Source organism: Rhizobium sp. RHZ02 (genome assembly GCF_014851575.1).
GTDB classification, from domain to species: Bacteria; Pseudomonadota; Alphaproteobacteria; order Rhizobiales; family Rhizobiaceae; genus Rhizobium; species Rhizobium altiplani.
The window spans coordinates 46065-72799 of record NZ_JACUZX010000031.1 but is presented as its reverse complement, the minus strand read 5'-3'; the positions used below and the strand labels follow the sequence as shown (position 1 = coordinate 72799).

Genomic DNA, 26735 nt, shown 5'->3' with positions numbered 1-26735 from the left:
CGAACGACGAACTGCTGGCCTTCCTCGAAGCGCTCTGATTATGCCGAACTACCGCATGGCCGAAACGAGGCTCGACAACGGCTAAACTCGGTCATGCGGCATAATCCGGCCCACGGCATAATGCGTCTTATGCCGATATCGGCATAAGACCCATTGGACATCTTCAAAGGATCGGGTCGGGCGTGATCTGTCGCGTTACAGCAAGGACCGCAGCGAAAGGGCCCGGGAAGAATTGATCGCCGAGCTTGGCAGCTGCTTTTTATGCGCGGATCTCGGGCTCGTTCCCGAGCTCGAACCACGACCGGACCACGCCTCCTACCTCCAGTCCTGGCTATCCGTTCTGGCTGACGACAAGCGGGCAATATTTCAGGCGGCGGCACACGCACAGCGCGCGGTCGCATTCCTTCATGGCCTACAGACAAGGGCATTGGAAATCAGGGACGCAGCTTGGACGGCGTAGTTCAGAGGATGCGCTCCGAACGGTCGCCAGCTACGATGGCGGCCGGTTCATCTGCCTGGTCCGTTTCGGGAATAGGATCGTCGGCCATCCGAAGGTCATCCTCCAGGCGATGATTCGCGGGGCAACTCTATCGCGGCAAGTTCGTCCCGCAAGCGGACCTTGGTCGGAGGTCATGCGAGGAATGTGCATATCTTTATCCTAGCTCTGACAGTTTGCTGACCAGCTGCGGCCGTTCGCCTGGATTTCCCGGTGCGGGCCGCCATTGCCATATCCCTTTCCCTTGACGACAGGGCTCCATTCGCGGGCTCGATGAGGCATGTCTGGCCGGAGAGCGGCTACGCCTCGCTCGTGTTCCCGCAACGGCGCTCCGAAACTTTCATCCCCTGCCGGCTGCGCCGTCATTCCTCGCGAGACAAGAAAGTGTCTCCACGCCGCCCTCCACGTTGTTCCGGCCCTACGGGTGCGGTCCGATCATCCCCGGCCTTTGCGACTGCCATCGAGGCCGCAATGGAGCGGCCCGAAACAGCGAAAAGGAATACGACAATGGCTACCATCGGCACCTTCACCTCTACCGAATACGGCTTCACCGGCTCGATCCGCACCCTCGCCCTCAACGTCAAGGCCCGCATCGCCCGCATCGAAAACCCCTCCGACAAGGGCCCGCAGTTCCGCATCTTCGCGGGAGCCGTTGAACTCGGCGCCGCCTGGCAGAAGCGCTCGGAGCAGACCGACCGTGACTACCTCTCGGTCAAGCTCGACGATCCGAGCTTCCCGGCTCCCATCTACGCGACGCTCTCCGAGGTCGAAGGCGAAGATGGCTACCAGCTGATCTGGTCCCGGCCGAACCGGGACTGAGAACTCCGGCCCCGCCCGAAAGGGCGGGGTCATCCCCTCCGCGGAAATCTAAAGCCGGATCAGGCTTCGAACCTGGTCCGGCTTTTTTTGCTGCCACACGAGAGGGAGGGATAGCTGCTCAGAAACCGGGAGTGTGCCGCTCGCGCATGCCGGCCTCAAGGATGAGCGGTTCCCCCAATTTTCTCCAGCCGCCTGCGGCGCCTTCCGAAAATCGGCTCCCCCACTCCCCGGCTCCGCCGGTCGCTTGCGCGATCCATGACCCCATCATCCCCTCCCGGCCGCTGTCGTCGTTTTTCACACTCAAGGAGATCAGACGATGACTTACGATATCGAAATCCAGATCGAGGAACTTCGGGCCGAGCTCCGTAACGCTTGCGACGCCGGCGAGCGTCGCCAGATCCAGGCCGAGCTGGATGTCGCTCATGCGGAGCTTGCAGGGGTCGTCGCCCTGCAGAACGAGACCGTCGATCGGGAGCCGCCTTACTGAGGGGCAACCGACAGCATTGCGCCATTGTCGACGGTTGCGGTTCTCCTGTGATCCCATTTCATCGACATCAGGGATGGTGCGTTTCGAGCGTCATGCCGCAACCTGATGCCGCCAGAATTTTCCCCGCCTTCGGCTTCCTCGCGCAGCAAAATTCAGTCGTCCTGGTCCTCCGCTTCGCTGCGGTCGTTCCGATGCAGCACTCCTTCCCGATCCGCATCTCATCCCCGCGATGAAACGCAATCATAGGAGAAACATCATGCAACAGCTCGCCAAGTTCCTCACCGCTACCGGCCGTCGCCTGCGCGCTCTCGGCAAGGTCATCGGTCACTTCTTCCGCAAGGGTAAGTTCGGCCTGAAGGTCGCGATCAAGATCCCCTTCTTCGTCGACATCGAGGTCAACTTCGAGACCGATTGGAACCGGCGCCCATAAGGCGCCCCGGCCCGCTCTGGCGAGCCGGGTCCTCAGCACCATGGCTCGCGCCGACCTGACCAGGTCCGTGCCAGGCCTTCCGAGACAAGCCGATCGCCGAGGCTTTGGCCGTCCCGGACAAGAACACGGAGCTTACGGCCGTATCGATCCGTATCGCGGCCTGGCCACGCCTGGAGTTGGAATGGCCCTTCGTTGACGAGCTCGACCAACCGATCTGTTGCCTCGTTGCCGAGTGCCAGTTCCGACGCGCATTTCGGGGTGCTGATCTCCGGGGCGTCGATATCGGCAACTCTCACCTTCTGGCCGCTGATCCACAGCGTATCACCATCGACGACACAGTTGTAACGGGCGCCGGATGCACATTTGGGGAACATTGCGGGTTGACCGGATTGCGCCGCTTCAACTTGCGGGACGGCCGAGATGGCCCCTAGCAGAACGGTGGCGGAAATGACGCCTGTTAGAATTGATTTCACCTGATTGCCCCAAGCTCGATGACAGTAGAAGGAGCGGAACTATCAGATTCGCGGGTTGCTGCTGACCTCGTTCGATAGCCTCGGGCGCGCTTCTGTCGGGTCAGGTCCAGGAAGAGTGCAACCGCATCCTGCTCCCGCTCGAAGTGATGGATCAATGTCTGGCCCTTGGCGCCGATCCGGCCCCATCGCCGGGTCAGGCAAAGTTCACCAAACAGGTTGGCGTCGATCGACATCGAATAGAAGCGAGCCATGTTCTTGGCGCGGTCCATTCGTTCGACATAGAGCTGGTAGGGCTGTGCGATCATGACCGAGAATCGCGCGTACGGAGTCTGCGGTCCAACGACAATTATGAATCGGTTTCGCATGATCGATTCAAGCTGGTGAAGCTTTCGAAGCGTCAGGTCTTGGGCGATCCGCCTTCGTCGTACGGCTCTATTCGCCACGGCGAACGAAGCCCGCAAGCGGTCTTCGCCCATTCGGGTCACGATCCTCTCGCGGTCGCGCCGGCATTGATCAATACCCGAGATAGCCGAGGATATCCGCACCATAATATTCGCCCTCCCCATCGGCGTGAGCAATGACCTCACCAGTGGATTCATCGACCAATGCCTTGTCATCTTCTCGGACGGCCGCCGCCACCTCGTGGATGCGGCATTCCTCGATCGCCTCCTCGGCCGTAACCTGCGCCTCACAGGCTTCCCAATATCGCATTGCCGGATCCTCCTGCGTTCAGATCGGTTCGGGCGAAACGGGGTCGTCGACACCCGCTGCGCGCTGCTGAAACCTGTTCTCGCCAACGCAGGACTTCATGTCTGATCGGCGGAACCAGATCGCGCGGCCGCATCTCAATGGCGCATTGCCGGCGGTGAAGACGATCTGCTCGTCCGCGCGCATGCGCAGGACTTCGTGCGGCTGGATCAGCTGTCTTGAGGCAAGCTGCTTTGATCGGGTTCGTGACGATCCGCGTGATTGGAAACTGCGGCTGACCTGGTCGATTTCGACCGTCGTCGTACCGCAGCGGCGTGAGATATAGTCGGCCGTTTCCGGATCGTTGATCGCCGCAAACGAGATCCAGCTGGCGCTCTCGAACCACTTGCTAGACGCGTCGCGCCCACCATAGGTTTCCCGCAGCTGGCCGATCGACTGGTAGATCATGGTGAGCGTGATACCGTACTTCCGGCCGGCATCGCGCGCCGTCTCCAGCACCCGCATGTAGCCGAGTCTTGCGACCTCATCGAGGAGAAACAGTGCCCGGCCCTTGATCGCTCCGTCGCGATTGTAGATCGCGTTGAGGAAGGAGCCGATGATGACGCGCGCCAGGCCGGCATGAGTTTCCAAGGTCTTGAGGTCGATGTTGATGAACACGTCGGTGTCTCCATCGGCCAGCGTCTCGGTGGAGAAGCTGGCGCCCGACACCAGGGCGCCGTAGTTCGCATAGCTCAGCCAATGCGTTTCCTTGATCGCATTGGCGTAGACGCCGGAGAAGGTCTCGGGCGTCATATTGACGAAGGCGGCGACATTCTCCTTCACGAAGTCGGACGCTGAATTGTCGTAGATCTCCTGCAGGCGCGCGCGGAGTTTTGGCTCCGGCTCGGAAAGATTGGCGCGAACCTGCCGCAGGGTCTGGTGCTTCTTATCCGTATGCCCGGACAGACAAACGTCGGCGATCATGGCGGTCAGAAGCTGAAGACCCGATGCGCGAAAGAAGTCGTCGCGAACGCCGGTCGCGCGACCGCTGTCGCTCATGATCCATGACGCGACCGCTGCGATGTCCTCTTCTTTGGTGCCGCCGTGGCGACCGATCCAGTCGAGCGCGTTGAAGCCGGAACCGGCGTTCTTCGGATCGAGGACGATCACGCGCCGGCCTGCCTTGCGCCGGTGCTCCATCACCATCGGCGCCACCTCGTTGGACGGATCGAGCACGACGAGCGAGCCGCCCCATTTGAGCGCCGTCGGGATCGTGACAGAGGTCGTCTTGAAACCACCTGAACCGGCGAAAACGATCCCATGCGATGAGCCGAACGAGCCGTCGAAGCAGAGCAGCGGTGCGGAACCTCCCCTCCCCCAGGAAAGCGGCTCACCGGCCCGAAACGACGTGGCGGCCGGATCGTCGCGATCGACACGATATCGCTCGCCGATGACGATGCCTCCTGTTTCCGGAAAGAGTTTCTCCGACTCTTGCATCGTCATCCAGTCCGCTTCTCCGTGCAGGGCGCGTTTTCCTTGGATGCGCCTTGGCTCGCTTCGCGCGAAGGCCGCATTTCCCATTCTGGCAACGCGCAGAGCGAAGAATACCCCGAGGAGCGTGACGGCCGATCCTGCGATGGTCGAAGGGTCGGTATAAGACAGAAGGGTCCTGCCCGCGGGCACCTGACCGGCAAAGGCCAGCAGCCGCGATCCCTCGCGAAGGCCAGCGACGACGATGACGCCGAAACCGCCCGCGGCAACGCTCCAACCGGTAGCCTTGATGTTGATCGATCCCTTCGTGCCGAACAGGAATATGACGCCACATGCGCCGGCCAATGCATAGGGCAGTGCGAGCCCGATCCGCCCGAGCATCAGCTTCGCATGATCGGTCGTTCCGTATGCCGAGAGCCAGCGTTCGATGCCTGGGAAAGTCAAAGCGATTGCCAGCATTGCTACAGCCGGAATAGCGCCGACAAGGATCCTATTAGGCGTCATCGGCGAATGCCTTCGCACCGAGTTCACTTAGACGAGTTCGCTCCGCCTCGTCAGCCCTGATCCGCGCGCAGGCATCCATCAGAAGCCCGAGCAGGAGCGCACGTTTCTCGTAGCGCAGGCCGGCCTTGACGATCAGGCCGCCGAGCTCGATTTTCTCCCGCGCGTCTTTTTTCCGAGCCTCGACCGTCGACATCTTCTGCATTCGCTCAAGCCTCAGCAGACTGGCCCGCAGCCTCGCGAGCGCCGTTCGGCGGGGTGGTCGCAGGTTTGCGCCCCTGAGCCGGTTTCGTTTCTCCGCGAAACCGAGCCGCGACCTCTTCGAACGCCGACAGCAGTTCACCCTCCTCTATCTCGATCTCCCCGAGCCCCGCACGCAGCGCGATACGCCCGATGCGTTCGGCATCGCGTGTTTCCGCTTGCTTCAGCTGTTCCTGCAGGCGAGCAATCTCCTCCCGGATCTTGGCAGTTGGCTTCTTCATGGGCGTCGCTCCTCATTGCTTATGGTTCGATGAAGACGAACCCTGCCCCGAATTTTCTCCCGCTGGAAAGGTGCAATGTTGCACCTCGCCAAAGCGTCAGCATTTGGCGAATGATCCCGCCGTTCCGAAGGAGCGGATCCAAGGGCGCAATTATACGTCGCTCACGCGACGCCCTGCTCACGGGCACTGGCGGGGCCGACCGCTTCCGACGAAGGCATTGAAAATGTTCGATCTTAGGAGCTTGTCTTCGTCGTGGCCGTCCCGCATTTCTCAGTCAGCATCGTTGCCCGCGGTTCCGGCCGCAGCGCGGTGCTGTCGGCGGCCTACCGGCACTGCGTCAAAATGGAGTTCGAGCGGGAAGCCCGGACGATCGACTACAGCCGCAAGCAAGGGCTGCTGCACGAGGAGTTCGTCATTCCGGAAGACGCGCCCGATTGGCTGCAGTCGATGATGTCAGATCGTTCGGTCTCCGGCGCGTCAGAAGCTTTCTGGAACAAGGTCGAGGCCTTCGAGAAGCGGAGTGATGCCCAGCTCGCCAAGGACGTCACCATCGCGCTGCCGATGGAGCTTACTGCCGATCAGAACATCGCGCTTGTTCGCGACTTCGTCGAGCGCCACATCACCGCCAAAGGTATGGTCGCCGACTGGGTGTTTCATGATGCTCCAGGCAATCCGCACATCCATCTGATGACCACCTTGCGGCCACTGACCGAGGACGGGTTCGGCGCAAAGAAGGTCGCGGTGCTGGGGCCTGACGGCAAGCCGGTTCGCAACGACGCGGGCAAGATCGTCTATGAGCTTTGGGCGGGAAGCGCCGACGATTTCAATGCCTTTCGCGACGGCTGGTTCGCCTGCCAGAACCGACACCTGGCACTCGCCGGTCTCGACATCCGCGTCGATGGGCGCTCCTTCGAGAAGCAAGGGATCGAGTTGACGCCGACCATTCATCTCGGCGTCGGAACGAAGGCGATCGAGCGGAAAGCAGACGGCGGGGAGGAGAAGGTCGCGCTCGAGCGGCTGGATCTGCAGGAAGAACGCCGCGCCGAAAACGCCCGGCGGATCCAGCGCAATCCGGAGATCGTGCTGGACCTGATCACGCGGGAGAAGAGCGTTTTCGACGAGCGCGATGTCGCCAAGATACTCTATCGTTACATCGACGATGCTTCGCTTTTCCAGAACCTGATGGCGCAGATCCTGCAGAGCCCGCAAACACTCCGGCTCGATCGCGAGCGGATCGATCTCGTCACAGGCGTCAGGGCGCCGCCTAAATACACCACGCGGGAGCTGATCCGGCTAGAAGCCAAGATGGCCAACCGTGCGGTCTCACTGTCCAAGCGGACGTCCCACGGTGTCAGCAAAGCTGTTCTGAACGGCGTCTTCACGCGGCATGATCGCCTGTCGGATGAGCAGAAAACCGCCATCGAACATGTCGCAGGTCCGGAGCGGATCTCCGCTGTGATCGGCCGTGCCGGTGCCGGAAAGACGACGATGATGAAGGCGGCACGCGAAGCCTGGGAAGCGGCCGGCTATCGTGTCGTCGGCGGCGCACTTGCCGGCAAAGCGGCCGAGGGTCTGGAGAAGGAAGCCGGCATCGGCTCGCGCACCCTGGCGTCCTGGGAGCTTCGCTGGAGCCAGGGCCGCAACCAACTCGACGACAAGACGATCTTCGTACTCGACGAGGCCGGCATGGTCTCTTCCAGACAGATGGCGCTCCTGGTCGAGACGGTGACCAAGGCCGGGGCCAAACTAGTCCTTGTCGGCGATCCAGAACAGCTGCAGCCGATCGAAGCGGGAGCAGCGTTTCGAGCCATCGCCGATCGCATCGGATACGCGGAACTGGAGACGATCTATCGCCAGCGCGAACAATGGATGCGTGATGCATCGCTCGACTTAGCTCGCGGCAATATCGGCGCGGCTGTAGAGGTCTATCAAGCCGCTGGCAGGTTCGTAGGTTCAGACCTTAAGGAGGAAGCCGTCAGTGACCTGATCGCCGATTGGAGCCGAAACTACGATCCAGCGAAATCCTCCCTCATCCTCGCGCACCTGCGCCGAGACGTCCGGATGCTCAACGATCGTGCGCGCGAGAAACTGATCGAGCTCGGACTTATCGACGGCGGCTATACATTCCAGACTGCCGAAGGCAGCAGGACGTTTGCGGCTGGCGACCAGATCGTGTTCCTGAAGAACGAAGGCTCGCTCGGCGTCAAGAATGGCATGCTGGCCAAGGTCGTTGAAGCATCGCCTGGTCGGTTTGTTGCTGAGATCGGTGAGGACGAGCAAGTCCGTCAAGTGAGCGTCGAGCAGCGCTTCTACAACAATGTCGATCATGGCTATGCCATCACCGTGCATCGGAGCCAGGGAGCGACCGTCGATCAGGTCAAGGTCCTCGCCTCCCTCTCCCTCGACCGGCACCTGACCTATGTTGCAATGACCCGCCACCGCGAGGAACTCACCGTCTATTATGGCGCTCGATCCTTTGTCAAGGCTGGCGGGCTGATCAAGCTACTCTCTCGCTCCAATGCCAAGGAGACGACACTCGACTATACCGGCGGGCGCTTCTATGCGCAGGCACTTCGCTTTGCCGAAGCCCGTGGTCTGAACCTCGTCAACGTCGCTCGCACAATCGCCCACGATCAGCTCCAGTGGACCGTTCGACAAGCCGCAAAGCTTGTCGAGCTCGGCGCACGTCTTGCCGCGGTCGCAGAGAAGCTCGGCCTCGGCACCGCCAAGCCAACCGCATCCCCATCACCGTCCACAAAGGAGGTAAAGCCCATGGTCTCAGGCACAACGACCTTCCCAAACTCGATCGGCCAAATGGTCGAAGACAAGCTCTCCGCTGACCCTGCGCTGAAAGCCGATTGGCAGGAGATCGCCTCGCGTTTCCACTACGTCTATGCCGACCCACAGGCGGCCTTCAAAGTGGTCAACGTCGATGCCATCCTGGCGAATGAGGTGTCGGCCGGAACCACGATTGCCCGGATTGCCGAGCAGCCGGAAAGCTTTGGCGCGCTGAAGGGGAAGACCGGTCTGTTTGCGGGGAGCACGGAGAAGCAGGCCCGCGATACAGCGCTGGTCAATGCACCCGCGCTCGCTCGCGACCTTCAGGCCTTCATCGCGAAACGATCGGAGGTCGCGAGCCGCTATGAGGACGAGGAACGAGCGATCCGCACCAAGCTCTCGCTCGACATCCCCGCCCTATCCGCATCCGCAAAGCAGGTGCTCGAACGCGTGCGCGATGCCATCGACCGTAACGATTTCCCAGCGGGATTCGAGTACGCCCAAGCCGACAAGATGGTGAAGGCCGAGCTCGAAGGTTTCGCCAAGGTCGTGGCTGAGCGCTTCGGGGAACGAACCTTCCTCCCGCTTGCTGCCAAGACCGCGGAAGGGAAGGCATTCGAGGCGGTATCTGCCGGTATGAAGCCGGCGGAGAAGAATGAGCTGCGATCCGCATGGGACACGATCCGGACCGTCCAGCAGCTGGCCGCCCATGAGCGGACGGCTGTGGCGCTAAAGCAGGCAGAAACGATGCGGCAGACCCAGACGAAAGGGTTGTCGTTGAAATGATCTCTCCCACGCAAAGCGCTCCGCGTTTAGTCCGCCAACGGCAATCGGCTACTTTCCTTATCGGCGCCTTTGGCTGCGCCATTCTTGCCGCGACTGCCGCAGGTCTTGTCGGCGGATTGCGGATCAATACGACGCCCAGCGAGCCGCTCGGGATCTGGCGCGTCGTGTCGCTCGATCGTTCCGTTCAGGCAGGCGATATCGTGTTCGTCTGCCCACCGCCCACGCCGCAGATCCTTGAGGGCAAAGCCAGAGGTTACCTGCGCTCCGGACTATGCCCGGGCGGTTTTGGACCGCTAATCAAGACGGTGGCCGCGGTCGGTGGCCAGCGGGTCGACATCGCCGCTGAAGTGATCGTCGATGGACGACCAATCGAACAGTCGCGCCTCGTCGGCCGAGATGGTCGAGGGCGACTCCTTCGGCCCTATCGAGGCGGGACCGTCCCGGCTGGCGAGGTCTTTCTTCACTCAGCCTTCGTCGGGTCGTGGGACTCCCGATATTTCGGGCCAGTCCCGGTATCCGGCGTCCTTGGCCTCGCAAAGCAGGTGCTCACCTATGCGCCGTGACTGGCTGTTCCCGTTCATCCTCGTGGTAGCTTCCGCTACGTCAGGTTATCTCGGCTGGAGTGGTTATGCCCTGGCCCTGCCTGCGGCGATTGCCTTCCCTGCACTCTGGTCGCTGGCGCGCAGTCGCAGGACCGCAGGCCTCGTCTCGGCCGCTTATTTTCTGGCGGCGTCACGAGGACTGCCTCAAGGCGTCGCCACCTTCTACCAATCCGACATTTGGCCGGGATTGCTCTTGTGGTTGGTCGCATCAGGCGGCTTCGTCTTCGTTCACGCCATGCTTTGGTCGCCCCGTTCTGATCGCTGGAGAGCCCTACGCTACGTGATCGCGATGATCCTCATGGCCCTCCCGCCGTTCGGGATTGTCGGATGGGCGCATCCGATCACAGCGGCCGGCATTCTCGTTCCAGGATGGGGTTGGATCGGGCTTGCGGCAGTGGCAGCCGGTCTCGCAATCATGACGACACGCTATCGACCGGCTGCAGCCATGGCCCTCGTAGGCTTCTGGCTCTGGTCCGCCGCATTCTGGACCGCTCCGGAAATAGGGCTGGGTTGGCAGGGCGTCGACCTCCAGCTTGGCAAAAGTCTTGGTCGGGACAACAGTCTTGATCGACATCGTGACCTTGCTGCAATACTGCGCGATCAGCGCCGTCCAGCCACCACCTTCATGCTCTTGCCCGAAAGTGCTCTCGGGTTCTGGACGTCATCGGTCGAGCGCCTCTGGCGGCGGGAGCTTGCCGGTTCCGACGTTTCCCTAGTCGCGGGCGCGGCGGTGGTCGATCCAGAGGGCTACGACAACGTGCTGGTCCGCGTCTCGAAAGACGATAGCGAAGTCCTCTACCGTGAACGGATGCCCGTCCCAGGCTCGATGTGGCAGCCGTGGCTTCCCTTGCTTGGGAAGAGCGGCGGTGCACGGGCGAACTTCTTCGCCAATCCCGTCGTCACTGTCGGCGGACTCCGTGTCGTCCCGCTGATTTGCTACGAGCAACTCATCGTCTGGCCCGTCCTGCAGTCCATGCTTCACGATCCAGACCTCGTCGTCGTCGTCGGAAACGACTGGTGGACCAAAGGGACCGCAATGATCGGCATACAGCGCGCCAGCGCCGTGGCTTGGGCACGGCTGTTCGGCAAACCTCTCGTGATGTCCTTCAACACCTGATCTGGAGCAAGGACCATGGACGCTGCCCTCATTGCGAAATGCGCCGATCCAAGCCTTCCCCCCGCTATCGTCGAACAGTTCATTTCGGCCGTCGGTTCCGACGATCCACTCGCCGTCACCGTCAAGGCAGATGGTAGGCTGGTTCTCATCCCCAAACCTCGTTCGCCCGACGAGGCCATGGATGTGGTCAAAGACTATGTCGGTCATGCCATCGTACGGGTCGGCATCACCCAGTTCCCCGCGGGTGTTGGCGTCGACGACGCATCACAGCTTCAGCCAGACATGTTCGACGCCTGCGCGAATTTGCGAACAGGGACAGGCATATTTGCAAAGGTCGCCCGGATCGTCACCAAATGGTACGGCCGCCCCACGAACAAGGAGCTTCTTCCGCAGTTGGTCGACGATACGATCTACGCTTGGAAGACGGGCAGTTTCGAGGGCGACAACGTGTTCCGTGCCCACGATCCTGGTGGCCCGACTTTCTTTGGTACACGTTCAGAAAAGCCTGCTGAAGGTGCGGATCCCGTGGCGCCTCCCGCGGAAAGTGAAGATTCCTCACAAATGGCCGAGCCGGATAAGGCTACGGAGGCAGGAATGAGGATCGATCTTTCGAGGATCGGCGGGCAAAAATAACGAGCGCTGCGCATGGGTCAGCGTCAGGGCGAAACCGGAGAGGTGAGCGCTGGCGTTTCGCCTCGCGGAAGGAAGAAGCCTTTGATACATGCGTCATGGCGAACGGCGATCTGCGTGTGGGTACGTTCGTGAAAGCGAGCGCCATCGTAGATCTCATTACCTTCGGGAAACAGCCCTCGAACGGTGTCGAATGCCGGAAGTGCGGCTTCCTTCGCGATCTCGTGGACGTAATTGATAACGGCGCAATCCAGCTTCCGAACCAGTTTGTCGGAATTCTTGTCACCCTTGGCATCGGAATTCACCGGCATTTTGCCGCCGGTGGCTTCAATCTGGCTTTTCAGCATGAGATAGCTGGTCTGGATCAGGGGGACGTACTTCCGGGTGATCAGGTCCAGACAGTTGCCGAGATCGATAATTGCGCCGAGCACGAAGGGCTCTTTATAAGCGCCGGATTCAGCTTTCAGCGTCGCCCATTCGATCGCTCGCTCGGGGTCGTTTTCCCAAAAGTAGATTCCAGAACCGAGCCAGTCATACGCCTTTTCGCTCGGAAGAAGGGGCGATGCGCCGGTTAGCGCAGCCATACCCACGGCCTTGTCACAGCCGTGGTAGCCGAGAGCGTATGCAGGATAATTGGAACTCAAGCGGCAGCCGCTTCCTCAGTGTCGTCGTCGCGCGCATATTCTGGGGCAAGTTTGCCATCAGCAGACACAATGCCGGCGTCCATCAGATGACGGCGTGCATCGTCTGGCGACTTGGCGGCGTCTTCAGCCCGCTTTTCCATGAGCGCGATGAGCGCCTCCAGCTGGATGTCTGTCATCGTCGAGGCCCTCCTGAACCAACTTCTTGTAGTTTATTACATGGATTCCTGCATAAGAGCAAACTTGGACGGGGCGTGGCGCCAAGCACTAGTTTGTAACGCGGACACGCTGCAAACGTTCATTTTCGATTGCTGGGTACTCGGCCAACTCAAGACAGGAACCGTTTCAAGCTCAAACCGGCATACAAAATGTATGGCAGCTTCCCGAGGGAATAGTGGCCGCAATTTAGTTTCAGGATCTGCGGTCGGCCGCCGGCGTTTTTCAAACTGCGTACCAGGTTTTCCGATAGCTCCGGCATCACAACCGTGTCTCTCTTAGCCAGTACCACCTGGAGATGGAGATCCGGCCGCGCCAAACGATGCGCATAGTTTTCGAGATTGAGTGGTCCCCATGCTCTTCTGAGATCGGCCAGCTCGATTTCTGACTCGAGGCTGCTCCGGATGGATCGAGTCGCACGACCAGTCCACACCATGTCCGCAAGGCTTCCACCCGTAAGGAAAAGCGAAGCCTTCGAAACGTTCGGATCATGTGAGGCAATCATTCCTGCGACCCAGGAACCGAGGCTCATGCCGAGAACCGAGATTTCCCGATAGCCCTCGCTCTTCAGCCAGCGGATGAGTTTTCTTCCATCACATACGGCCTGCTTTACGGCTTGAATCGTTCGACCAAGGTTGGCGCTCAGCATGAAATCCGCGTGCAATGAACCAGGACGGCTACGCTCGAAGTGATAAGGCATTGCGATCTCGACGACTGTGATGCCGCGCCGTGACAAAAAGCTGGCAATTTGAGCGTTTCGAGCCCGTGCGTTCCAATGGTGAAAAATCACCAGTGCCTTGTCGAGGGATCCACTTTTGGTGATTTTCGCCCAGACGATATTGTTCTCTGCGACATCGGTGGAAATGTCCGATGGGAATTTAACCCAATGCTCTCGCACTTCGAATCGTTGATCGCCGCCGTTTTGCTCATCAAAAAACGTTGGGTCAGTCGAAGCTTCATCTGCGCGGGCACAAAATTCGCGGATACTGTCGATTTTCTCACCTGGAAAGGCACGGTCTGCATCAAGGATGAAACTCGTCGTTTCCTTCCCGTCCTCACCGCGTCGCGCCCGCTGTTCATCCCACCGATCAAGCCAGCTAAGATACAATTTGTTTGCTTCCTATTTCGCTGGATCTCCGACCACCAAGGCCAGGATCAATCAGGCTGAATACCGCGACCAGCACACCGATGCCCAGAACGATCGAGAATCCCACGAATGCATCTACCAGCAGGTAGCTGGCAAACAGCAATGTCACGACTGCCGACATCTTCCAGAGCGGCACATGAAATCGCTTGCCGATACCTCGCAGGCAGATCGAACCGTAGACAAAGACAACGATGGTCGAAAGTGCAACGAGCAGGCTGCTGTAATGGGTAGGCATCCGATAGTGGAAACCATTGCTGACACCATCACGTCCCGCCAGCGCTGAAGACATATCCCCGATCAACCAGTTGAGGATGTTTTTGGCGTTCGATGTGAGATAGGAGCTCTGAGCCTTCATGCACAACGCGACCAGAAGGCCTAGAATTGTGCAACGAAATATCCCACGCATTAATCTCAAGCAAAGCTCATAGACTTCGCCTTGAGATCCAACCTGCCGAAGGATCTTTGCTTCCAGGTCAATTTTCCTGAGATCATGGATCATCGTGTGGAGCAAAATGAGCCCGGCAAAAAATAGATAAAAGCAGAGGCACATATAGAGGTAAGCGAGGGCAGTGAACGCGATCGACACCGGGACCGAAATAACCTCCGGTCGCACAATTGCCAGCGTGCCCCAGCTTGTCGCATAGTCTGCTCCGCCTTCCAGCAATGGGATCAGGCAAACGCCAATCCATTGAAGAACACCGGCGAACAACACACAGATCACGAACACTGCCCAATATGAAAAGGAGGACCCCTCCACATTGCGTGCCCAGTCATCGTCGCTTGTCGTCGTCTCGCTCCACGCCCACAGCTTCACGCGGCCTTCCTTTGTCCAAAAAGCGAGTAGCTCTGTGACAAGTGCGAAAAACAGCGGCAACAGCACCATGAAAAGGAAGGTCCAATTCGGCGCCCAGAGAAATCCAACCTCTTTCGCAACGTTATCCGCGCGGAGGTAAATCGCGCTGTGGATCCCCACAATATAGGACAGAAAGCCGAGAGCGGAGGCGCCTGCAAACACAGACGCGGGCAAGTTCAGCGGCGAGCCGCCGCTAAAAAGGGTCTCCGATTTTCGCGCTAGGCTGAAGCGCTGCTTCTTCCGATCGCCTTCGGATTCGGCATCGGCAAAGGCATCGGGTGTAAGCTCGACCAGTGACGACTGCTCGTCGTCAACCGTGGGGTCTGTCGGCACATCTGGACGCTCTGGTGTGCGGTGGTCTGTCTTCTTTGCTTCCCGTCTCTTGGCCTGCAGCCGCGCCTGAGCGGCACTTAGCTCGACCTGCCATGCGGCCGTGGCTTCCGGATCATCGCACCCAAAAACCCTCGCGAGCCAGCGAATGTTCGCCGCGCTAATTCCCCTGTCGTTTTCCTGAAACCAAAGCTGCACTGTCCTCAGATCAACCCCAGCGCGGTTCGAATCGATCTGTGAGATCGCCTCGGCAAGCAGCTCGGGCGTCCACGGGCCCGCGGGAAATCCGTCTTCACCGAGTGCTCTGCCCGCGCCAGCCGCAGCCAGTTTCTTGAACAATTCCTTCCAATCGCTGCCGTCATTTGGCGGCGGCAGAAATAATTTTCCATTCTGAAACAATCGGTTACCAGTTCTGATTTCGTTTCGTTTCGCTGCACTTCATATTACATCGTGCCAAATCACTCAATCACCCCTTATCGAATTCAGGTTGGATAAATTTCGCGCAAACGCAAAGCGAGTGGTCGACATGACCGAATGAATGAATCAACCTCAGGCTGAGTTGGTGTGCGCGCGTTGCGCTCGTTAAGTTGGCAGAGAAGGTCGGGCAGGAGCAGCACTGAATGGAGGGGATTGGATGAACCAACTTGTCGCGGGGCTTTTAGAAATCAGCGCTGTCGCGCATGACGATGCAACGCTGAGAGCCGCCCTGGCGGATTTGGCAGAAGGGTTCGAATTTTCCGGCTACGACTATGCCAAAATGCTGCCGGGCGACTTTTACGTGATATCGAACCTCCATCCCGATTGGCTGAAACGAAGTCGAAAGTTGGACCTGGACCGACGACATCCGATTATGAAGCGTGCCCAACAATCACGCCGCGCCTTTATCTGGTCTGATAACCCCCAAACGGGAACGCAGCTGGAGGAAGACCAGGCTTTCTATGAAACTGCAGCGCAGTTCGGGATCCGTTCAGGCATCACCATTCCAATCGCTATTTCCAGCGGCGCCATCTCAGTCCTCAGCTTCGTCTCTCCAAAGTCCGTTCTGACCGCGGAGGTCGAAATCGATCCGATCGCCGCATCCTCTGCGGTTGGGCAGCTACATGCCCGCATTGAGCAGCTAAAGATAACTCCTTCAATCCAGGAACCGTTTTACCTCTCTCCGAAGGAGGGGACCTACACGCGATGGCTTTCACTCGGCAAAACGGTGGAAGACACGGCCGATATTGAGCAGGTTAAATATAATACCGTCCGCATTGCGCTCGCCGAAGCAAGACGGCGGTACGACCTGTGCAACAACACGCAGCTCGTGGCTCTGGCAATTCGACGTGGCCTGATTTGATCAGACTTTCGGCGTTCGACCAAGGATGTTGAGAAGTGTTGTGAGCGCAGACATTTGCGCATGCATTTCGATCGTTGCTTCCAGATAGGCTAGGTGAGCGTCACTAGGCTTGTTCTCGTCGTCTCGGTCACCGGCATGGGCGACCTGGAACATTCTTTCGGCGCGGTCGACAAGCTTGCGATGTTTCTTGATCGCGCCGACCGTCAGGATTTCGACAACTTGCTGGGACTCGTTGGAGAGCAATCCGATGATTGGCCGCAGGTCGATGTCCGTGGCAGTGTCATTTCTCTCGTAACCCATAAGATCTCCCAACGCCCACGCTCAGCCTGCGGTGTACGCCTAGTTTGCTCGACTGAGAATCGAGCAACGCAGTGCGTACAGCCTTGGGAGTTATTTTAGCGATTGGCTGGGGACTCATCCACTGCAGTTTTGCAGCGATTTTTTATTTGGTCGACGGAGCCGGTATCCGTCGCCTGCACGTCACCTTCCATCGTGCTCATATCTCAGTTGCTGTAATTACCCGGGAAAATGATGTCCTGATCGACTAGGATATTGAATCGGAAGCCGGGTCGGATCTTGATTGTCGGTTGGACATTGAGGTTCTTCGAAATGGTCTGTTCCGCAACACGCCCAAAGGTCTCCGCAAAATTCCTGCGGGCGGCGTCGGAGGCCGTGTCTTGTGTGGCAAGAGTCGAGCTTTGAGGCATCGACATGTCGATCCCTGTCCCGATAAGCGCGACAAGCGCAGCCGAGCCGAAGGTCCGGAGATAGTGGTTGTCGACCTTGTCGCTGAAACCGCCATAACCTTCCGAGTCGGTCCCGGCCATACCGCCGATCTGCAGAGTCGATCCATTCGGGAAGATGATATCGGTCCAGACCACGAGCACGCGGTTTTGGCCGAATGAGACCTTGCTGTCGTAACGGCCAAGGAGCTTCGTCCCCTGCGGCACCAGCGTGTAATGGCCGGTCGCGCTATCATAGACGGTCTGGCTAGCCTGGGCAGTGATGCGGCCTGGCAAGTCGGAATTGATGCCGGTGATCAGTGTCGCGGGGATCACCGATCCACGTTTCAGTTCGTAGCGTGACTGCTGAGGCACGACCTGATTGGGCAGGTAGCCGAGATCCTTGATGTCCGCGTTGAAGAAATCTTCCTTGGACCCTTGTCCGTTCTGATCGACCTGACCCGCTGCGCCGGCTCTCAAAGCTGCTGCATAGAGATCCTGCGAGCCGTTTGGCGCGGAATTCGATTGACGCGATGCGGCAGACGCAGTGCCTGGCGCTTGTGCGGCGACATCGTTGATGTCGACTTTCAGCGGCGAGTCGAGGGCCGCGCCCCTTGCCTGAAGGCGTGCCATGCGTTGGCGCTGCTGTTCACGAAAGATCTGTTCGCGCTGTTCACGAAGCATCCGAGCATTCCACTCCTCGTCCGACTCCATGCGAGACCTGCGCGGCTCACGCAGTTCGACCTTCGGTTCGACTTCCACCGGACGGGCATTGGTCTGCTGCTGGGGGACCGGGCTCGGCTGAAATACCGGCCGCTGTTGTTCCTCCCGGTCGCCGATAATTCCATCTTTAACACCCCGCTTCAGCTGATCGGCGAAGGTCGAAGCCGGCGTGCCAGAACCGCTCTCGTTCGGGTCGTGCTGCCCAAACCTCAGCCCACGTGAGGAGAGGCCGTAAACGAGAACGGCGAGGAACAGAACCAGGATCCCGATGCCGAAGAACAGGGGCACGCGATTGAGGCGCTTCATCCCTTTCTCGTCAGCAGACTGATTTGACGTTCCCAGTTGCAGCGATTGGACCATAGTCGTCTCCGCCTGTCAGTTTCGCTTCATGAGGGAAAGGGGGCTTGCCGGCGTCGCCACGCCATTGGTGACCGAATAAGCTCGGCCGAGCTCCATCGTGTCAGTCGAAAGGCGTGCCAGCACCTGTCCGTCGGCGGCGAGGATCGAATAGGCTAGCTCGACGGGCTTTGAAACATCCTTCGCGTTTGCGCTCTTGTCATCGGTGACCATCGCAAAGCCCCAACCTTTCAAAGCGGCCTCGAGCGCGACGGCGAATTCGGATGTATCCTTGTGCAGTTTGATGGGGGGGGTCGTCGATCCAGCTTGCTCGGCAAAGCGCGCTGCCATGTCGCCGGCGATGGCGCCGGCGGCGGGCCCGGAGACGTCAGCGGGTGCTGCACTGGTGGACAGTCCGTCGGTTGCGGTCTGGCATCCGGCGAGGCTTAGGATGAAGACAATCGGGAGGAAACGTTGAAACAGCATGGATCACCCTCCCCGCCGGATCGTGATCTTCTGCTGCCTCCAGCCAACCCCGGAAATCAGGATCGCCTTGTCGATATTGTAGTCGACGATCATCATGTCGTTTTTCATCCGGTAATTGACGATGCGGTTCTGTCCTCCTGACACGACGAAGAGAACTGGCGCGTCCTGGCCGGAGATCGCGCGGGGAAACTGGATGTAGGTCTTCTGACCATCGGAATAGACCCGCTTCGGCCGCCATGGGGCGCTTCCGCTCAACGAATAGGAGAAGGCAAGCTGTTCCGGAGCCACTCCGCCGTCTGGTCCGGTCATCGCCTGGATGCGCGCATTGATATCGGAGAGTTTCGTGGCGGCATCTTCGGGATATTCGAACCCGATGCGGGCCATGTATTGTGTCGGATGCGATTTCAGCTGGATATGATAAGTGCGGCGTGAGGTCGTCACCACCATGGAAGTGACAAGCCCTGGCTCGGACGGCTTGACGATCAGGTGGATCGCCTGACCACCGGCGGCGCCCGACGTTGCTGGCTCCACCTTCCAGCGAACCGTATCGCCGACCAGGACATCGCGGACGATTTCGCCACCCTGCAGCTCGATATCGCAGACCTGTAAGGGGGAGCAGACGACAGACGGCTGTGTCTCACCGAAGAGAAAGATCACCTTGCCGTCTGGTCCCCGTGTCACCAGTCCGGCCTGTCCCCGCCATTTGCCGGAAAGGCTTGTCCCCTTCGCCTCATTGCCCGTCAGACTTTGAGCAATAGTCGTCGTTGAAACTGCGGCTGATACGGCAAGCGCCAGCATGCAGCGAAGAGCGACGCGTTTGTGTTTGATCCTCATTGCAGATCCCTGCCCTTAAAGTTGCGCGGTCCAGTCGAAATCGGTCACATAGACACCGATCGGATTGAGCCGGATTGTTGCTTCGTCCTGTGGTGATGTGATCGACACGGTCGCGATGCCCCGGAAGCGTCGGGTCGCGACCTCCTTGCCTTTCCGATCGCGCTCGTACTCGGTCCAGTCGATCTGATAGGTCTGGTTCGAAAGCGCGACGATGTTGTTCACCTCGATCGCGACAGTCGCGTTGACCGCTTTTTCGAACGGCGAGTTGCCGCGGAACCAGGCGTTGACCTTTTGCGTCGAGGCATCGCTTGTTCGCAGCAGGGCATAGGTCCGGTCGATATACTGCTTCTGGACGACCGCATCTGGTGTGATCGAACGAAAGCTGGTCACGAAATTCCCAAGGGTCGCGCGAACGACCCGCGTATCCGCATATTCGATCTGCTGCGGGAAGCCGCCGGAAACCGTGTTCCCCAGCTTGTCGACCTCGACGATGTAAGGGACGAGTTTGACCTGCGTGCTCAGATAAAGCGCGTAACCGAAGCCGATGACGGCCATTCCCAGGCTCAAAATGCCGACGGCCCGCCAGGCGGAAGCCGCCTTGACGTAGGAGCCGTAGCGTTCTGACCATTCCTGCCGTGCGGCAAGGTACGGGTTCTCAGGTGCGGGATGCCCTGCCATTTGTGTGATCCTGTCCGTGAATTATGGTTTGTCCGGTCTTTCCGGAGGGGGCGTCGGAGTTGACGGATTGCCTCTTGCCTGGTCGAGCTTCGCGTTGGCCAGGCCGAGAAGGGAGCCGGCATAAGCGCCGGGTGATCCGATTGCCTTCTCCTTGGCGGCGGATCCGGCAGCCATGGCACCGGAACTGAAACTCGCGCCCATGCCCCGGAGTACTGAACCTGCGGCCGATGATCCACCGGCGCGCGCTGCCTGCGCGGCGGCAAAACCAGCGCCGACGGCGCCAGCTCCGAGAAACGCGCCGCCCGCTGCGAACGAGGCCGCCTGTCCGCCGTGGCGGATTGTCTCCATGCCGCCGGAGACGGAGGCTCCTTGCACGACGCCCTGGATGATGCTCGGAACGTACATCGCGATGATGAAGACGACCACGGAGATGCCAGCAATCGCGAGTGTGGTGATGAACTGGTCGCTTTCGGCTGTCGGAGCCTGCGCGAGCCCAAGCAGGACGTTAGAGCCGATCTTGGCGATCATGACCAAGGCCATCAGCTTCATCCCAACGCCGAAGGCATAAACGAGATAGCGGATCGCAAAGTCTTTGGTGAAGGATGAGCCGCCGAGCCCGAGCATGATCATGCCTGCCAGCAGGCCGACATACATCTCGACCATGACCGAGACGAAGATTGCCGCAACGAGTGAGAAGCAGATGACGACGATGCCCATAGCAAGCACTGCGGCGATCGCTAGGGCATTGTCCTCAAAGACGCCGAACTTCGCCTGTTCTGACATCTGAGACGCAACGCGAATGCCGGCGTCGAAGACTTCGGCCGGAGACGCAGAGCCGCCACCGGCGCCGATCTGGAACAGGCTATCGACGACGGCCTTGGCAAAAGTCGGGCCCTGTGTGAGTGCAAAGGCGAAAAAGCCAATGAACATGATGCGTCGGACGAGCTCGGCAAACCAGCTGTCGAGCGACGCTGCCTGGATCGCGAGCCACACGGCGGCAATGCCAACCTCGATACCTGCGAGGATCCAGAACAGCGATTTAGCCGCATCCATGACGGTGGTTTCCCACCCTTTGGCGGCCGTCGAGACCTGATTTTCCAACTCCGTAAGAACTTGGCCTTGTTGGGCGAGAGCCGGTGCTGCCAAAGCGAGGAAGGCGATACCCGCAACCAGGATGGTGCTTCTCCGACCGCGCTTTACCATCTCGGGCGCATCTCCTGGCCCTTTTCGATCGGCGGCAGCGCCTTGCCCGTGCCAAAGAACTTCTCGCGTGTTGCTCGTTGCTCTTCACTCATCTGCGGCGGGGCGGAGCTTTCTCCACGCACCAGAACGACTGTGGTGACCGCAGCAATCCCTGCGATCACAATGCACACGACGGCGATCAGTACGGGGCGGGTCACCAGCGAGGCTCCATCTTCTGTCCGGCGGGAATGGATTGGACGTTCGCGTTGAAGAATTTCTCGCGACGCGCCTGTGCCAGATCCTTGTCCGTCTGTTCGCTCTGCAGCCAGGTCCCCATCATCGTCGTCTGCTGGGAGACAATTCCGCGGAGCTTCTGCATCTGGGCGACTTGCTGAGCGGCGATCTGGTGGCCGACCTGAAGTGCCTTCATCTGGCCGTCCGCCGATTGCGACATTGATCGCAGTTGGCCCATCGTATCCTCTTCGCTGTCGAACTGATCGGCGGTGAGGCTTGCGGCCTTGAGCGTGCTGGAAATCGTGTCGCGGTTCGTGTTCGACCACGTCTGATAGGTGGACGAGAAGCTCTCGGCGTTCGGCAGGCTTGTCTTCAGGTCCGCATAGCTTTTGAAGCGTTGTTTCAAAAGATCGTCGGCGTTACCCATGGAGAAGGCGATGCCCTGACCCTGATTGACGATATCGCGCAGCTGGTTCAGGTCACCTTCGACCTGGCCCCAGATATGGTTCGGAAGCTGGGCCGTATTCTGCAGCATGTTTTGATAGATATTGAGCTGGTTTTGGATCTGCTCGGCAAGCTGGGTAATCTGGGTGATCTGATTGGTGATCTGCTCACTCGATTGCCCGACCAAAGATATCAGCTCGCCGTTGTTCAAGAGCTGCGTCATTTCGGTCGCGCCAGTTACTGCGCCTCCTGCATAGGAGACAGTGGGCGTAGCGGTAAGGCCGGCGGCGACCAATATAGCCACCAACGATTTGCCGAGCTTCAAAAACTGGACTGCTTCACTCATAGCGGTTGATCCCCCTTTCGATGAGCCACTGACCCGGCCATTCGTGGCCGTGGGTCGATGAGAGCGCCCTGATGCGGGCGAGATCGGCTTTGCCAGAGGCGCCGACAAAGGAGAGCGTAACCGGACCGAGAGACATGTCGAAAAGCCTGCGGCCGTCAGGCGAGGTCACGTAATATTCGCGTTTCGGGATGGCGTTCGCAACAATCTCGATCTGCCGCTCGTTGAAGCCGATCCGCTCGTAGAATTCGCGGGTGCCGGATTCCCGGGCTGCGCCGTTCGGAAGGCAAATCTTGGTGGGGCAAGATTCCTTCAGGACGTCGATAATGCCGGAGCGCTCAGCGTCGGAGATCGACTGCGTCGCGAGGATGACGGCGCAGTTCGCCTTGCGCAGCACCTTGAGCCATTCCCGGATCTTGTCGCGGAACACAGGATGGCCCAGCATCAGCCATGCTTCGTCCAGAACGATGAGGCTCGGTGAACCATCGAGCCGCTTCTCTATGCGTCTGAAGAGATAGGTTAGAACGGGAACGAGATTACGCTCGCCCATATTCATCAGCTGCTCGATCTCGAAGCACTGGAAGCGCCCAAGCGTTAGGCCATCCTCTTCCGCATCGAGGAGCTGACCCATCGGGCCGTCTACCGTGTAGTGGTGGAGCGCATCCTTGATCTCCCGCATCTGGACGCCGCTGACGAAATCCGACAGCGAGCGACCGGGCGCCGACGCCATCAACCCTATCTGCCTCGAAATCGCGTTTCGATGGTCCGGCGCAATCGTGACCCCTTGAAGCGAAACGAGGGTTTCAATCCACTCGGAGGCCCACGCCCGATGAGCGTCGGTCGAAAGCTCTGACAATGGGCAAAAGGCAAGACTGGCCCCCTCCCCGTTCTCGCCACCGATCTCGTAGTGATCACCGCCGACACCGAGCGTCAGCGGCAGCATCGAATTGCCTTTGTCGAATGCGAAAACCTGCGCCTTCTCGTAGCGGCAGAATTGCGCAGCGATCAGAGCGAGGAGCGTGGATTTGCCGGAACCGGTCGGACCGAAAATCAGGGTATGGCCGACATCGTCGACATGCAGGTTCAGTCGGAAGGGAGTCGAGCCGGACGCCACCTGCATGAGCGGCGGCGCATCGGGGGGATAGAAAGGACATGGCGCGGATGGCTGACCCGACCAGACCGAGTTGAGCGGAACAAGGTCGGCAAGATTGCGCGTGTTGATCAACGGTTCGCGGATGTTGCAATACCAGTTGCCCGGCAGGCTGCCGAGAAAGGCATCGGTCGCGTTCAGCGTCTCGATGCGGGCTCCGAAGCCTTCCGCCTGGATGAGGCGACGGACCGTTTCCGCCTTGTCCTGCAGTGCAGATCGGTTTTCGTCGAAGAGAATGATGACCGGGGTGTAATAGCCATAGGCCACCAATTGAGATGAGGCTTCGGCGATCGCATCCTCAGTTTCGGCGACCATCGCCATCGCATCCTGATCGATCGAGCGGGATTGTGTCTGGAACAGCTGATCGAAAAACGGCCGTACTTTCTGCTGCCACTTCTTGCGGGTCCGCTCGAGGCGCTGCTTGGCTTCCTCCGCATCCAGGAAGATGAAACGCGATGACCATCGATATGTCAGTGGCATTAGGTTCAGGCTATTCAAGATCCCCGGCCAGCTCTCGGCCGGAAGCCCATCGATCGCGATTGCGCCGAGAAACCGGCTCTCGACCCGCGGCGTCAGTCCATGCTCCAGCTCCGCCGTAGCGAGCCAGTCCAAGTACATGGGGATTTCTGGCAGGCGGACGGGGTGGTTCTCGCCGGTGATCGCAAACCGAATGAATTGGAAAAGATCGTCGTAGCGTGCAACGCGTGCACCTTCGCGCTCGGGAACCTCCCGGGTTTGCATCCGCTGCACGGAAAGGATGTTGCCGAGATATTGCTCGATTTCACGGATCGAGCGGCGAAATGCATCAAGAGCGGTATTGGCATATTTCGCCGAGCGGCTTTCCGTGTCCGAGTAAATGTATCGGGTCAGTCCCGATCGGCGCCGCTCTGGCGGCCGATAGGTCAGAATGAGCGCATGACGGCTTTCGAAGTGCCCGCGCTCCTGTCCAAAATGCCTGCGGCGCTCGTCGTCGATAAGCAGCGTCACGGTGTCGGGAAAGTGGCTTCGTTCAGCAGACGGGTATTCCGTCGTCGGCACGCGCACGGCCTCGACCTGGATCATCCAGCCGGTACCAAGTCGCGAGAGGACCGAGTTGATCTGACGGGAAAGCTCGTTGCGCTCGAAATCCGTAGCGCTTTCGGAATCAGGACCGGCAAAATACCACCCGGCCATCAGACTGCCGTCCTTCAGCAGGAGGATGCCGTTATCGACAAGGCCCGCATAAGGAACGAGGTCGGCGAATGATGGACCAGTCGATCGAAATGTTCGTAAAGCGACCATCGCGAGATCCTCAGTATTGGCGCCAGGGCGCGGAGGTCGAGAGGTAATGCGCCCGATACCGCATATGACGCGCATAGACTTTGCGCATCATGGGGTCCGATTTCGCCATCATGCGGAGCGCGCCGACGACCACGATCCAGATCGCGATGCCGAACAGGGCCGAATAGACGGTCAACACCACGAAGATGAGAATGATCGCCGCGAGCCCGGTCAGAAGCACGAGCTCTCGATCCGCTCCCATCAAGAGGTTCGGCCGCGACAAAGCGCGGTGGATCCGGTTGCGATGAAGCCCTGTGCCGGCGTCAGCCATGACGCCCCTCCCCTCCCCCGACCCGATTTGCATTCGGGACCGCGGTTTGCTCGGCGACAAACGAGCCACCGATAGAAGCGCCGGTCGAGCCGAAAAGGCCGACGATCGTTGTCGCGCCGAGCAGGATCCCTGCGACCAGCACCACATACATCAATCGCCGCGCGAAATCGTTGAGCTCGCCGCCGAAGATCAGCATGCCGCCGGCAATCGCGACAGCCGCCAACGCAATATAGCCAGCAACCGGTCCCGTGATTGATTGCTGGATCTGCTCCAGCGGGCCTTCCCAAGGGAGGCTTCCGCCTGAGCCTGCGAGTGCGGGGCCGGCAAGAGAGACGCAAATCAATGCGCCGATAGTTCCCAAACGGAGAAAGCGATTATGCAGCATGACTGTCCTCATCGATCTGCGGATAGTGTTCTGTGTGGTAGCGCGAGCCGTTGAACCCCTCCACATGGAGGACCTCCCTCACCCGGCGGCCCCGCCCGGCGCGCTCGATCGAGACGACGAGATCGACCGCCTCGCCAATTACGGCTTGCATTGGCTGCTGGCTGGCTTCCGACGTCAGTTGCTCGAGGCGGCGAAGCGCCGACATGGCTGAATTGGAATGGATCGTCGTGACGCCGCCGGGGTGTCCTGTGTTCCAGGCTTTCAGGAGCGTCAGTGCGGCGCCGTCGCGCACCTCGCCAACGATGATGCGGTCGGGACGCAGGCGCATCGTGCTCTTGAGAAGTCGGGCCATGTCGACCGCGTCGCTCGTGTGGAGGCAGACGGCATTTTCCGCGGCGCATTGGATTTCGGACGTGTCCTCGAGGATCACCATCCTGTCTTCCGGCGCGGCGGAAACGATTTCGGCGATGACCGCGTTCGCGAGTGTTGTCTTACCTGAGCCCGTGCCGCCAGCGATGACGATGTTCAGCCGGTTGGTGATGGCGCTGCGGATGATGGAAGCCTGGGCTTCCGTCATGATGTTCGCGGCCACATAGTCGTCGAGTGGAATGAGCCGTGAAGCGCGCCTGCGGATCGTAAACGTTGGCGAGTTGACGACGGGAGGCAGAAGGCCTTCGAAGCGGTGGCCGCCAATCGGTAGTTCGCCGGAGACGATTGGTCGATCTCCGTCGGCTTCGGATTGGAGAGCGTGCGCTACCGATCCGATGACAGTCTCGGCTGCGGTCGCCTGCATTTCACCAGCTGGCGCAACGCCGTGACCCAAGCGTTCTATGAACAGCTTGCCATCTGGATTGAGCATGATCTCGACGACTGTCGGGTCTTCAAGGGCAACGCAAAGGCGCTCGCCAAGTGCGTCCTGGAGTTTGCGGACAAGGCGGGAGTGCGACTGAAGCATGGGGAAGATCGTCTCCTCGGTTGAGTGCGTGAGGAGACAGACCCCGGTGGCCGCGCGAAGTCCATGTGCAAATTTGCACCTCGCGAGTCGCGGGTGATTCCGTCAGGGTCGCGTCGATTCGGTGGCGGGCCAGCAAGTTCCGCTATTGGAGCAGAATATGAATCACAGGAAATGTCGGCAGGGAGAATGCATCATAAGATGGATAAATCGCTGGAATCTAAGGATTAGTTGTGGTGGCGCTCGAATGTTCGTTTCGCGTTAAGGCTTTGTTAACTTTAAAAATCTTGCAAAACGCGCTGGAATGAGTTGTCCTATCCACGGCAAAAAGATGTATTTACGAAATTTACCGTGTGTACGAGAGGACGTC

General features: G+C 59.6%; 30 protein-coding genes and 1 pseudogene. 9 read left to right on the top strand and 22 right to left on the bottom strand.

The features are described 5' to 3' along the window. Positions 1-148: 148 nt before the first annotated feature. From IB244_RS28015 to IB244_RS28000, 4 genes and pseudogenes are all read left to right on the top strand, one after another. A pseudogene (locus IB244_RS28015) lies at positions 149-460 on the top strand (zincin-like metallopeptidase domain-containing protein); the annotation flags it as partial. Positions 461-1003: 543 nt separating this feature from the next. Next, complete coding sequence (locus IB244_RS28010; protein ID WP_029792386.1) at positions 1004-1315, top strand: DUF736 domain-containing protein; 312 nt, start codon at positions 1004-1006, stop codon at positions 1313-1315. Positions 1316-1631: 316 nt separating this feature from the next. After that, positions 1632-1802 (top strand): hypothetical protein, encoded by a 171-nt coding sequence (locus IB244_RS28005; RefSeq protein WP_192240502.1) that lies wholly within the window; start codon positions 1632-1634, stop codon positions 1800-1802. A gap of 256 nt (positions 1803-2058) precedes the next feature. Beyond that, positions 2059-2232 carry a hypothetical protein gene (locus IB244_RS28000; RefSeq protein WP_192240501.1) on the top strand — a complete coding sequence of 58 codons (174 nt, stop codon included), beginning with the start codon at positions 2059-2061 and terminating at the stop codon, positions 2230-2232. Between the two features lie 32 nt (positions 2233-2264). Here the strand turns inward: IB244_RS28000 and IB244_RS27995 are convergent, their stop codons facing one another. From IB244_RS27995 to traC, 6 genes are all read right to left on the bottom strand, one after another. After that, positions 2265-2705, bottom strand: coding sequence for a thermonuclease family protein (locus tag IB244_RS27995; protein ID WP_029792389.1), 441 nt, complete (start codon positions 2703-2705; stop codon positions 2265-2267). Then, complete coding sequence (locus tag IB244_RS27990) at positions 2702-3010, bottom strand: WGR domain-containing protein (protein ID WP_029792390.1); 309 nt, start codon at positions 3008-3010, stop codon at positions 2702-2704. Before IB244_RS27990 ends, IB244_RS27995 begins: the two co-directional genes overlap by 4 nt. Positions 3011-3218: 208 nt before the next feature. After that, the gene (locus tag IB244_RS27985; RefSeq protein ID WP_029792392.1) at positions 3219-3416 is read right to left on the bottom strand and encodes a hypothetical protein; all 198 of its coding nucleotides are present in this window, start codon (positions 3414-3416) and stop codon (positions 3219-3221) included. An 18-nt stretch (positions 3417-3434) separates the two neighbouring features. Beyond that, on the bottom strand, positions 3435-5387 hold the full coding sequence (traG, locus tag IB244_RS27980; RefSeq protein ID WP_192306319.1) for a Ti-type conjugative transfer system protein TraG: 1953 nt from the start codon (positions 5385-5387) through the stop codon (positions 3435-3437). After that, positions 5377-5589, bottom strand: a complete 213-nt coding sequence (traD, locus tag IB244_RS27975; RefSeq protein ID WP_029792394.1) for a conjugal transfer protein TraD — start codon at positions 5587-5589, stop codon at positions 5377-5379. The genes traG and traD overlap by 11 nt, the downstream gene beginning before the upstream one ends. 4 nt (positions 5590-5593) lie before the next feature. Beyond that, on the bottom strand, positions 5594-5866 hold the full coding sequence (gene traC / locus IB244_RS27970) for a conjugal transfer protein TraC (protein ID WP_029792395.1): 273 nt from the start codon (positions 5864-5866) through the stop codon (positions 5594-5596). A 252-nt stretch (positions 5867-6118) separates the two neighbouring features. On the opposite strand from traC, the gene traA reads away from it, so the two are divergent. Genes traA through IB244_RS27950 form a run of 4 tightly spaced genes read left to right on the top strand, consistent with a single transcriptional unit; the run spans position 6119 to position 11782 of the window. Then, a complete protein-coding gene (gene traA, locus IB244_RS27965) occupies positions 6119-9430 on the top strand; it encodes a Ti-type conjugative transfer relaxase TraA (RefSeq protein WP_029792396.1) in 3312 nt (1103 codons plus the stop codon). Beyond that, positions 9427-9993: a conjugative transfer signal peptidase TraF gene (gene traF / locus IB244_RS27960; RefSeq protein WP_029792398.1), complete on the top strand. Its 567-nt coding sequence runs from the start codon at positions 9427-9429 to the stop codon at positions 9991-9993. The genes traA and traF overlap by 4 nt, the downstream gene beginning before the upstream one ends. Then, positions 9983-11149, top strand: coding sequence for a conjugal transfer protein TraB (locus tag IB244_RS27955; RefSeq protein WP_029792399.1), 1167 nt, complete (start codon positions 9983-9985; stop codon positions 11147-11149). Before traF ends, IB244_RS27955 begins: the two co-directional genes overlap by 11 nt. Positions 11150-11164: 15 nt before the next feature. Next, positions 11165-11782 carry a TraH family protein gene (locus IB244_RS27950; protein ID WP_029792400.1) on the top strand — a complete coding sequence of 206 codons (618 nt, stop codon included), beginning with the start codon at positions 11165-11167 and terminating at the stop codon, positions 11780-11782. Positions 11783-11805: 23 nt separating this feature from the next. Here the strand turns inward: IB244_RS27950 and IB244_RS27945 are convergent, their stop codons facing one another. The 4 genes from IB244_RS27945 to IB244_RS27930 form a co-directional block, all read right to left on the bottom strand. Next, on the bottom strand, positions 11806-12423 hold the full coding sequence (locus IB244_RS27945; RefSeq protein WP_192240500.1) for a hypothetical protein: 618 nt from the start codon (positions 12421-12423) through the stop codon (positions 11806-11808). Beyond that, positions 12420-12599 carry a hypothetical protein gene (locus tag IB244_RS27940; RefSeq protein ID WP_029792402.1) on the bottom strand — a complete coding sequence of 60 codons (180 nt, stop codon included), beginning with the start codon at positions 12597-12599 and terminating at the stop codon, positions 12420-12422. The genes IB244_RS27945 and IB244_RS27940 overlap by 4 nt, the downstream gene beginning before the upstream one ends. A 149-nt stretch (positions 12600-12748) precedes the next feature. Then, a complete protein-coding gene (locus IB244_RS27935) occupies positions 12749-13744 on the bottom strand; it encodes an RcgR family putative quorum lactone hydrolase (RefSeq protein ID WP_192240499.1) in 996 nt (331 codons plus the stop codon). Continuing rightward, positions 13734-15365, bottom strand: a complete 1632-nt coding sequence (locus tag IB244_RS27930; protein WP_192240498.1) for an RcgA family putative transporter — start codon at positions 15363-15365, stop codon at positions 13734-13736. The genes IB244_RS27935 and IB244_RS27930 overlap by 11 nt, the downstream gene beginning before the upstream one ends. A 235-nt stretch (positions 15366-15600) precedes the next feature. On the opposite strand from IB244_RS27930, the gene IB244_RS27925 reads away from it, so the two are divergent. Next, positions 15601-16305, top strand: coding sequence for an autoinducer binding domain-containing protein (locus IB244_RS27925; protein ID WP_192240497.1), 705 nt, complete (start codon positions 15601-15603; stop codon positions 16303-16305). Here IB244_RS27925 and IB244_RS27920 read toward each other — a convergent pair whose 3' ends face one another. The 12 genes from IB244_RS27920 to trbB all read right to left on the bottom strand — a co-directional run bounded on the left by IB244_RS27920 (position 16306) and on the right by trbB (position 26368). Then, complete coding sequence (locus tag IB244_RS27920) at positions 16306-16605, bottom strand: transcriptional repressor TraM (protein ID WP_192240496.1); 300 nt, start codon at positions 16603-16605, stop codon at positions 16306-16308. It abuts the gene before it with no gap. 203 nt (positions 16606-16808) lie between these two features. Continuing rightward, positions 16809-18110 carry an IncP-type conjugal transfer protein TrbI gene (trbI, locus tag IB244_RS27915; RefSeq protein ID WP_192240495.1) on the bottom strand — a complete coding sequence of 434 codons (1302 nt, stop codon included), beginning with the start codon at positions 18108-18110 and terminating at the stop codon, positions 16809-16811. A gap of 15 nt (positions 18111-18125) precedes the next feature. Next, positions 18126-18572, bottom strand: a complete 447-nt coding sequence (gene trbH, locus IB244_RS27910; protein ID WP_192240494.1) for a conjugal transfer protein TrbH — start codon at positions 18570-18572, stop codon at positions 18126-18128. A gap of 3 nt (positions 18573-18575) precedes the next feature. After that, a complete protein-coding gene (gene trbG / locus IB244_RS27905) occupies positions 18576-19406 on the bottom strand; it encodes a P-type conjugative transfer protein TrbG (protein ID WP_192240493.1) in 831 nt (276 codons plus the stop codon). A 15-nt stretch (positions 19407-19421) separates the two neighbouring features. Next, positions 19422-20084 carry a conjugal transfer protein TrbF gene (locus tag IB244_RS27900; RefSeq protein ID WP_112949656.1) on the bottom strand — a complete coding sequence of 221 codons (663 nt, stop codon included), beginning with the start codon at positions 20082-20084 and terminating at the stop codon, positions 19422-19424. Between the two features lie 21 nt (positions 20085-20105). After that, positions 20106-21287: a P-type conjugative transfer protein TrbL gene (trbL, locus tag IB244_RS27895; protein ID WP_192240492.1), complete on the bottom strand. Its 1182-nt coding sequence runs from the start codon at positions 21285-21287 to the stop codon at positions 20106-20108. Continuing rightward, positions 21281-21484, bottom strand: a complete 204-nt coding sequence (trbK, locus tag IB244_RS27890) for an entry exclusion protein TrbK (protein ID WP_192240491.1) — start codon at positions 21482-21484, stop codon at positions 21281-21283. The genes trbL and trbK overlap by 7 nt, the downstream gene beginning before the upstream one ends. After that, the gene (gene trbJ / locus IB244_RS27885; RefSeq protein ID WP_192240490.1) at positions 21481-22290 is read right to left on the bottom strand and encodes a P-type conjugative transfer protein TrbJ; all 810 of its coding nucleotides are present in this window, start codon (positions 22288-22290) and stop codon (positions 21481-21483) included. The genes trbK and trbJ overlap by 4 nt, the downstream gene beginning before the upstream one ends. Next, complete coding sequence (locus IB244_RS27880; protein ID WP_192240489.1) at positions 22283-24718, bottom strand: conjugal transfer protein TrbE; 2436 nt, start codon at positions 24716-24718, stop codon at positions 22283-22285. Before IB244_RS27880 ends, trbJ begins: the two co-directional genes overlap by 8 nt. A gap of 10 nt (positions 24719-24728) precedes the next feature. Further along, entirely contained in the window at positions 24729-25028 is a 300-nt protein-coding gene (locus tag IB244_RS27875; protein WP_192240488.1) for a conjugal transfer protein TrbD, read from the bottom strand. Further along, on the bottom strand, positions 25021-25413 hold the full coding sequence (locus IB244_RS27870; protein ID WP_192240487.1) for a TrbC/VirB2 family protein: 393 nt from the start codon (positions 25411-25413) through the stop codon (positions 25021-25023). Before IB244_RS27870 ends, IB244_RS27875 begins: the two co-directional genes overlap by 8 nt. Beyond that, positions 25403-26368, bottom strand: coding sequence for a P-type conjugative transfer ATPase TrbB (trbB, locus tag IB244_RS27865; protein ID WP_192240486.1), 966 nt, complete (start codon positions 26366-26368; stop codon positions 25403-25405). The genes IB244_RS27870 and trbB overlap by 11 nt, the downstream gene beginning before the upstream one ends. Positions 26369-26735: the final 367 nt, after the last annotated feature.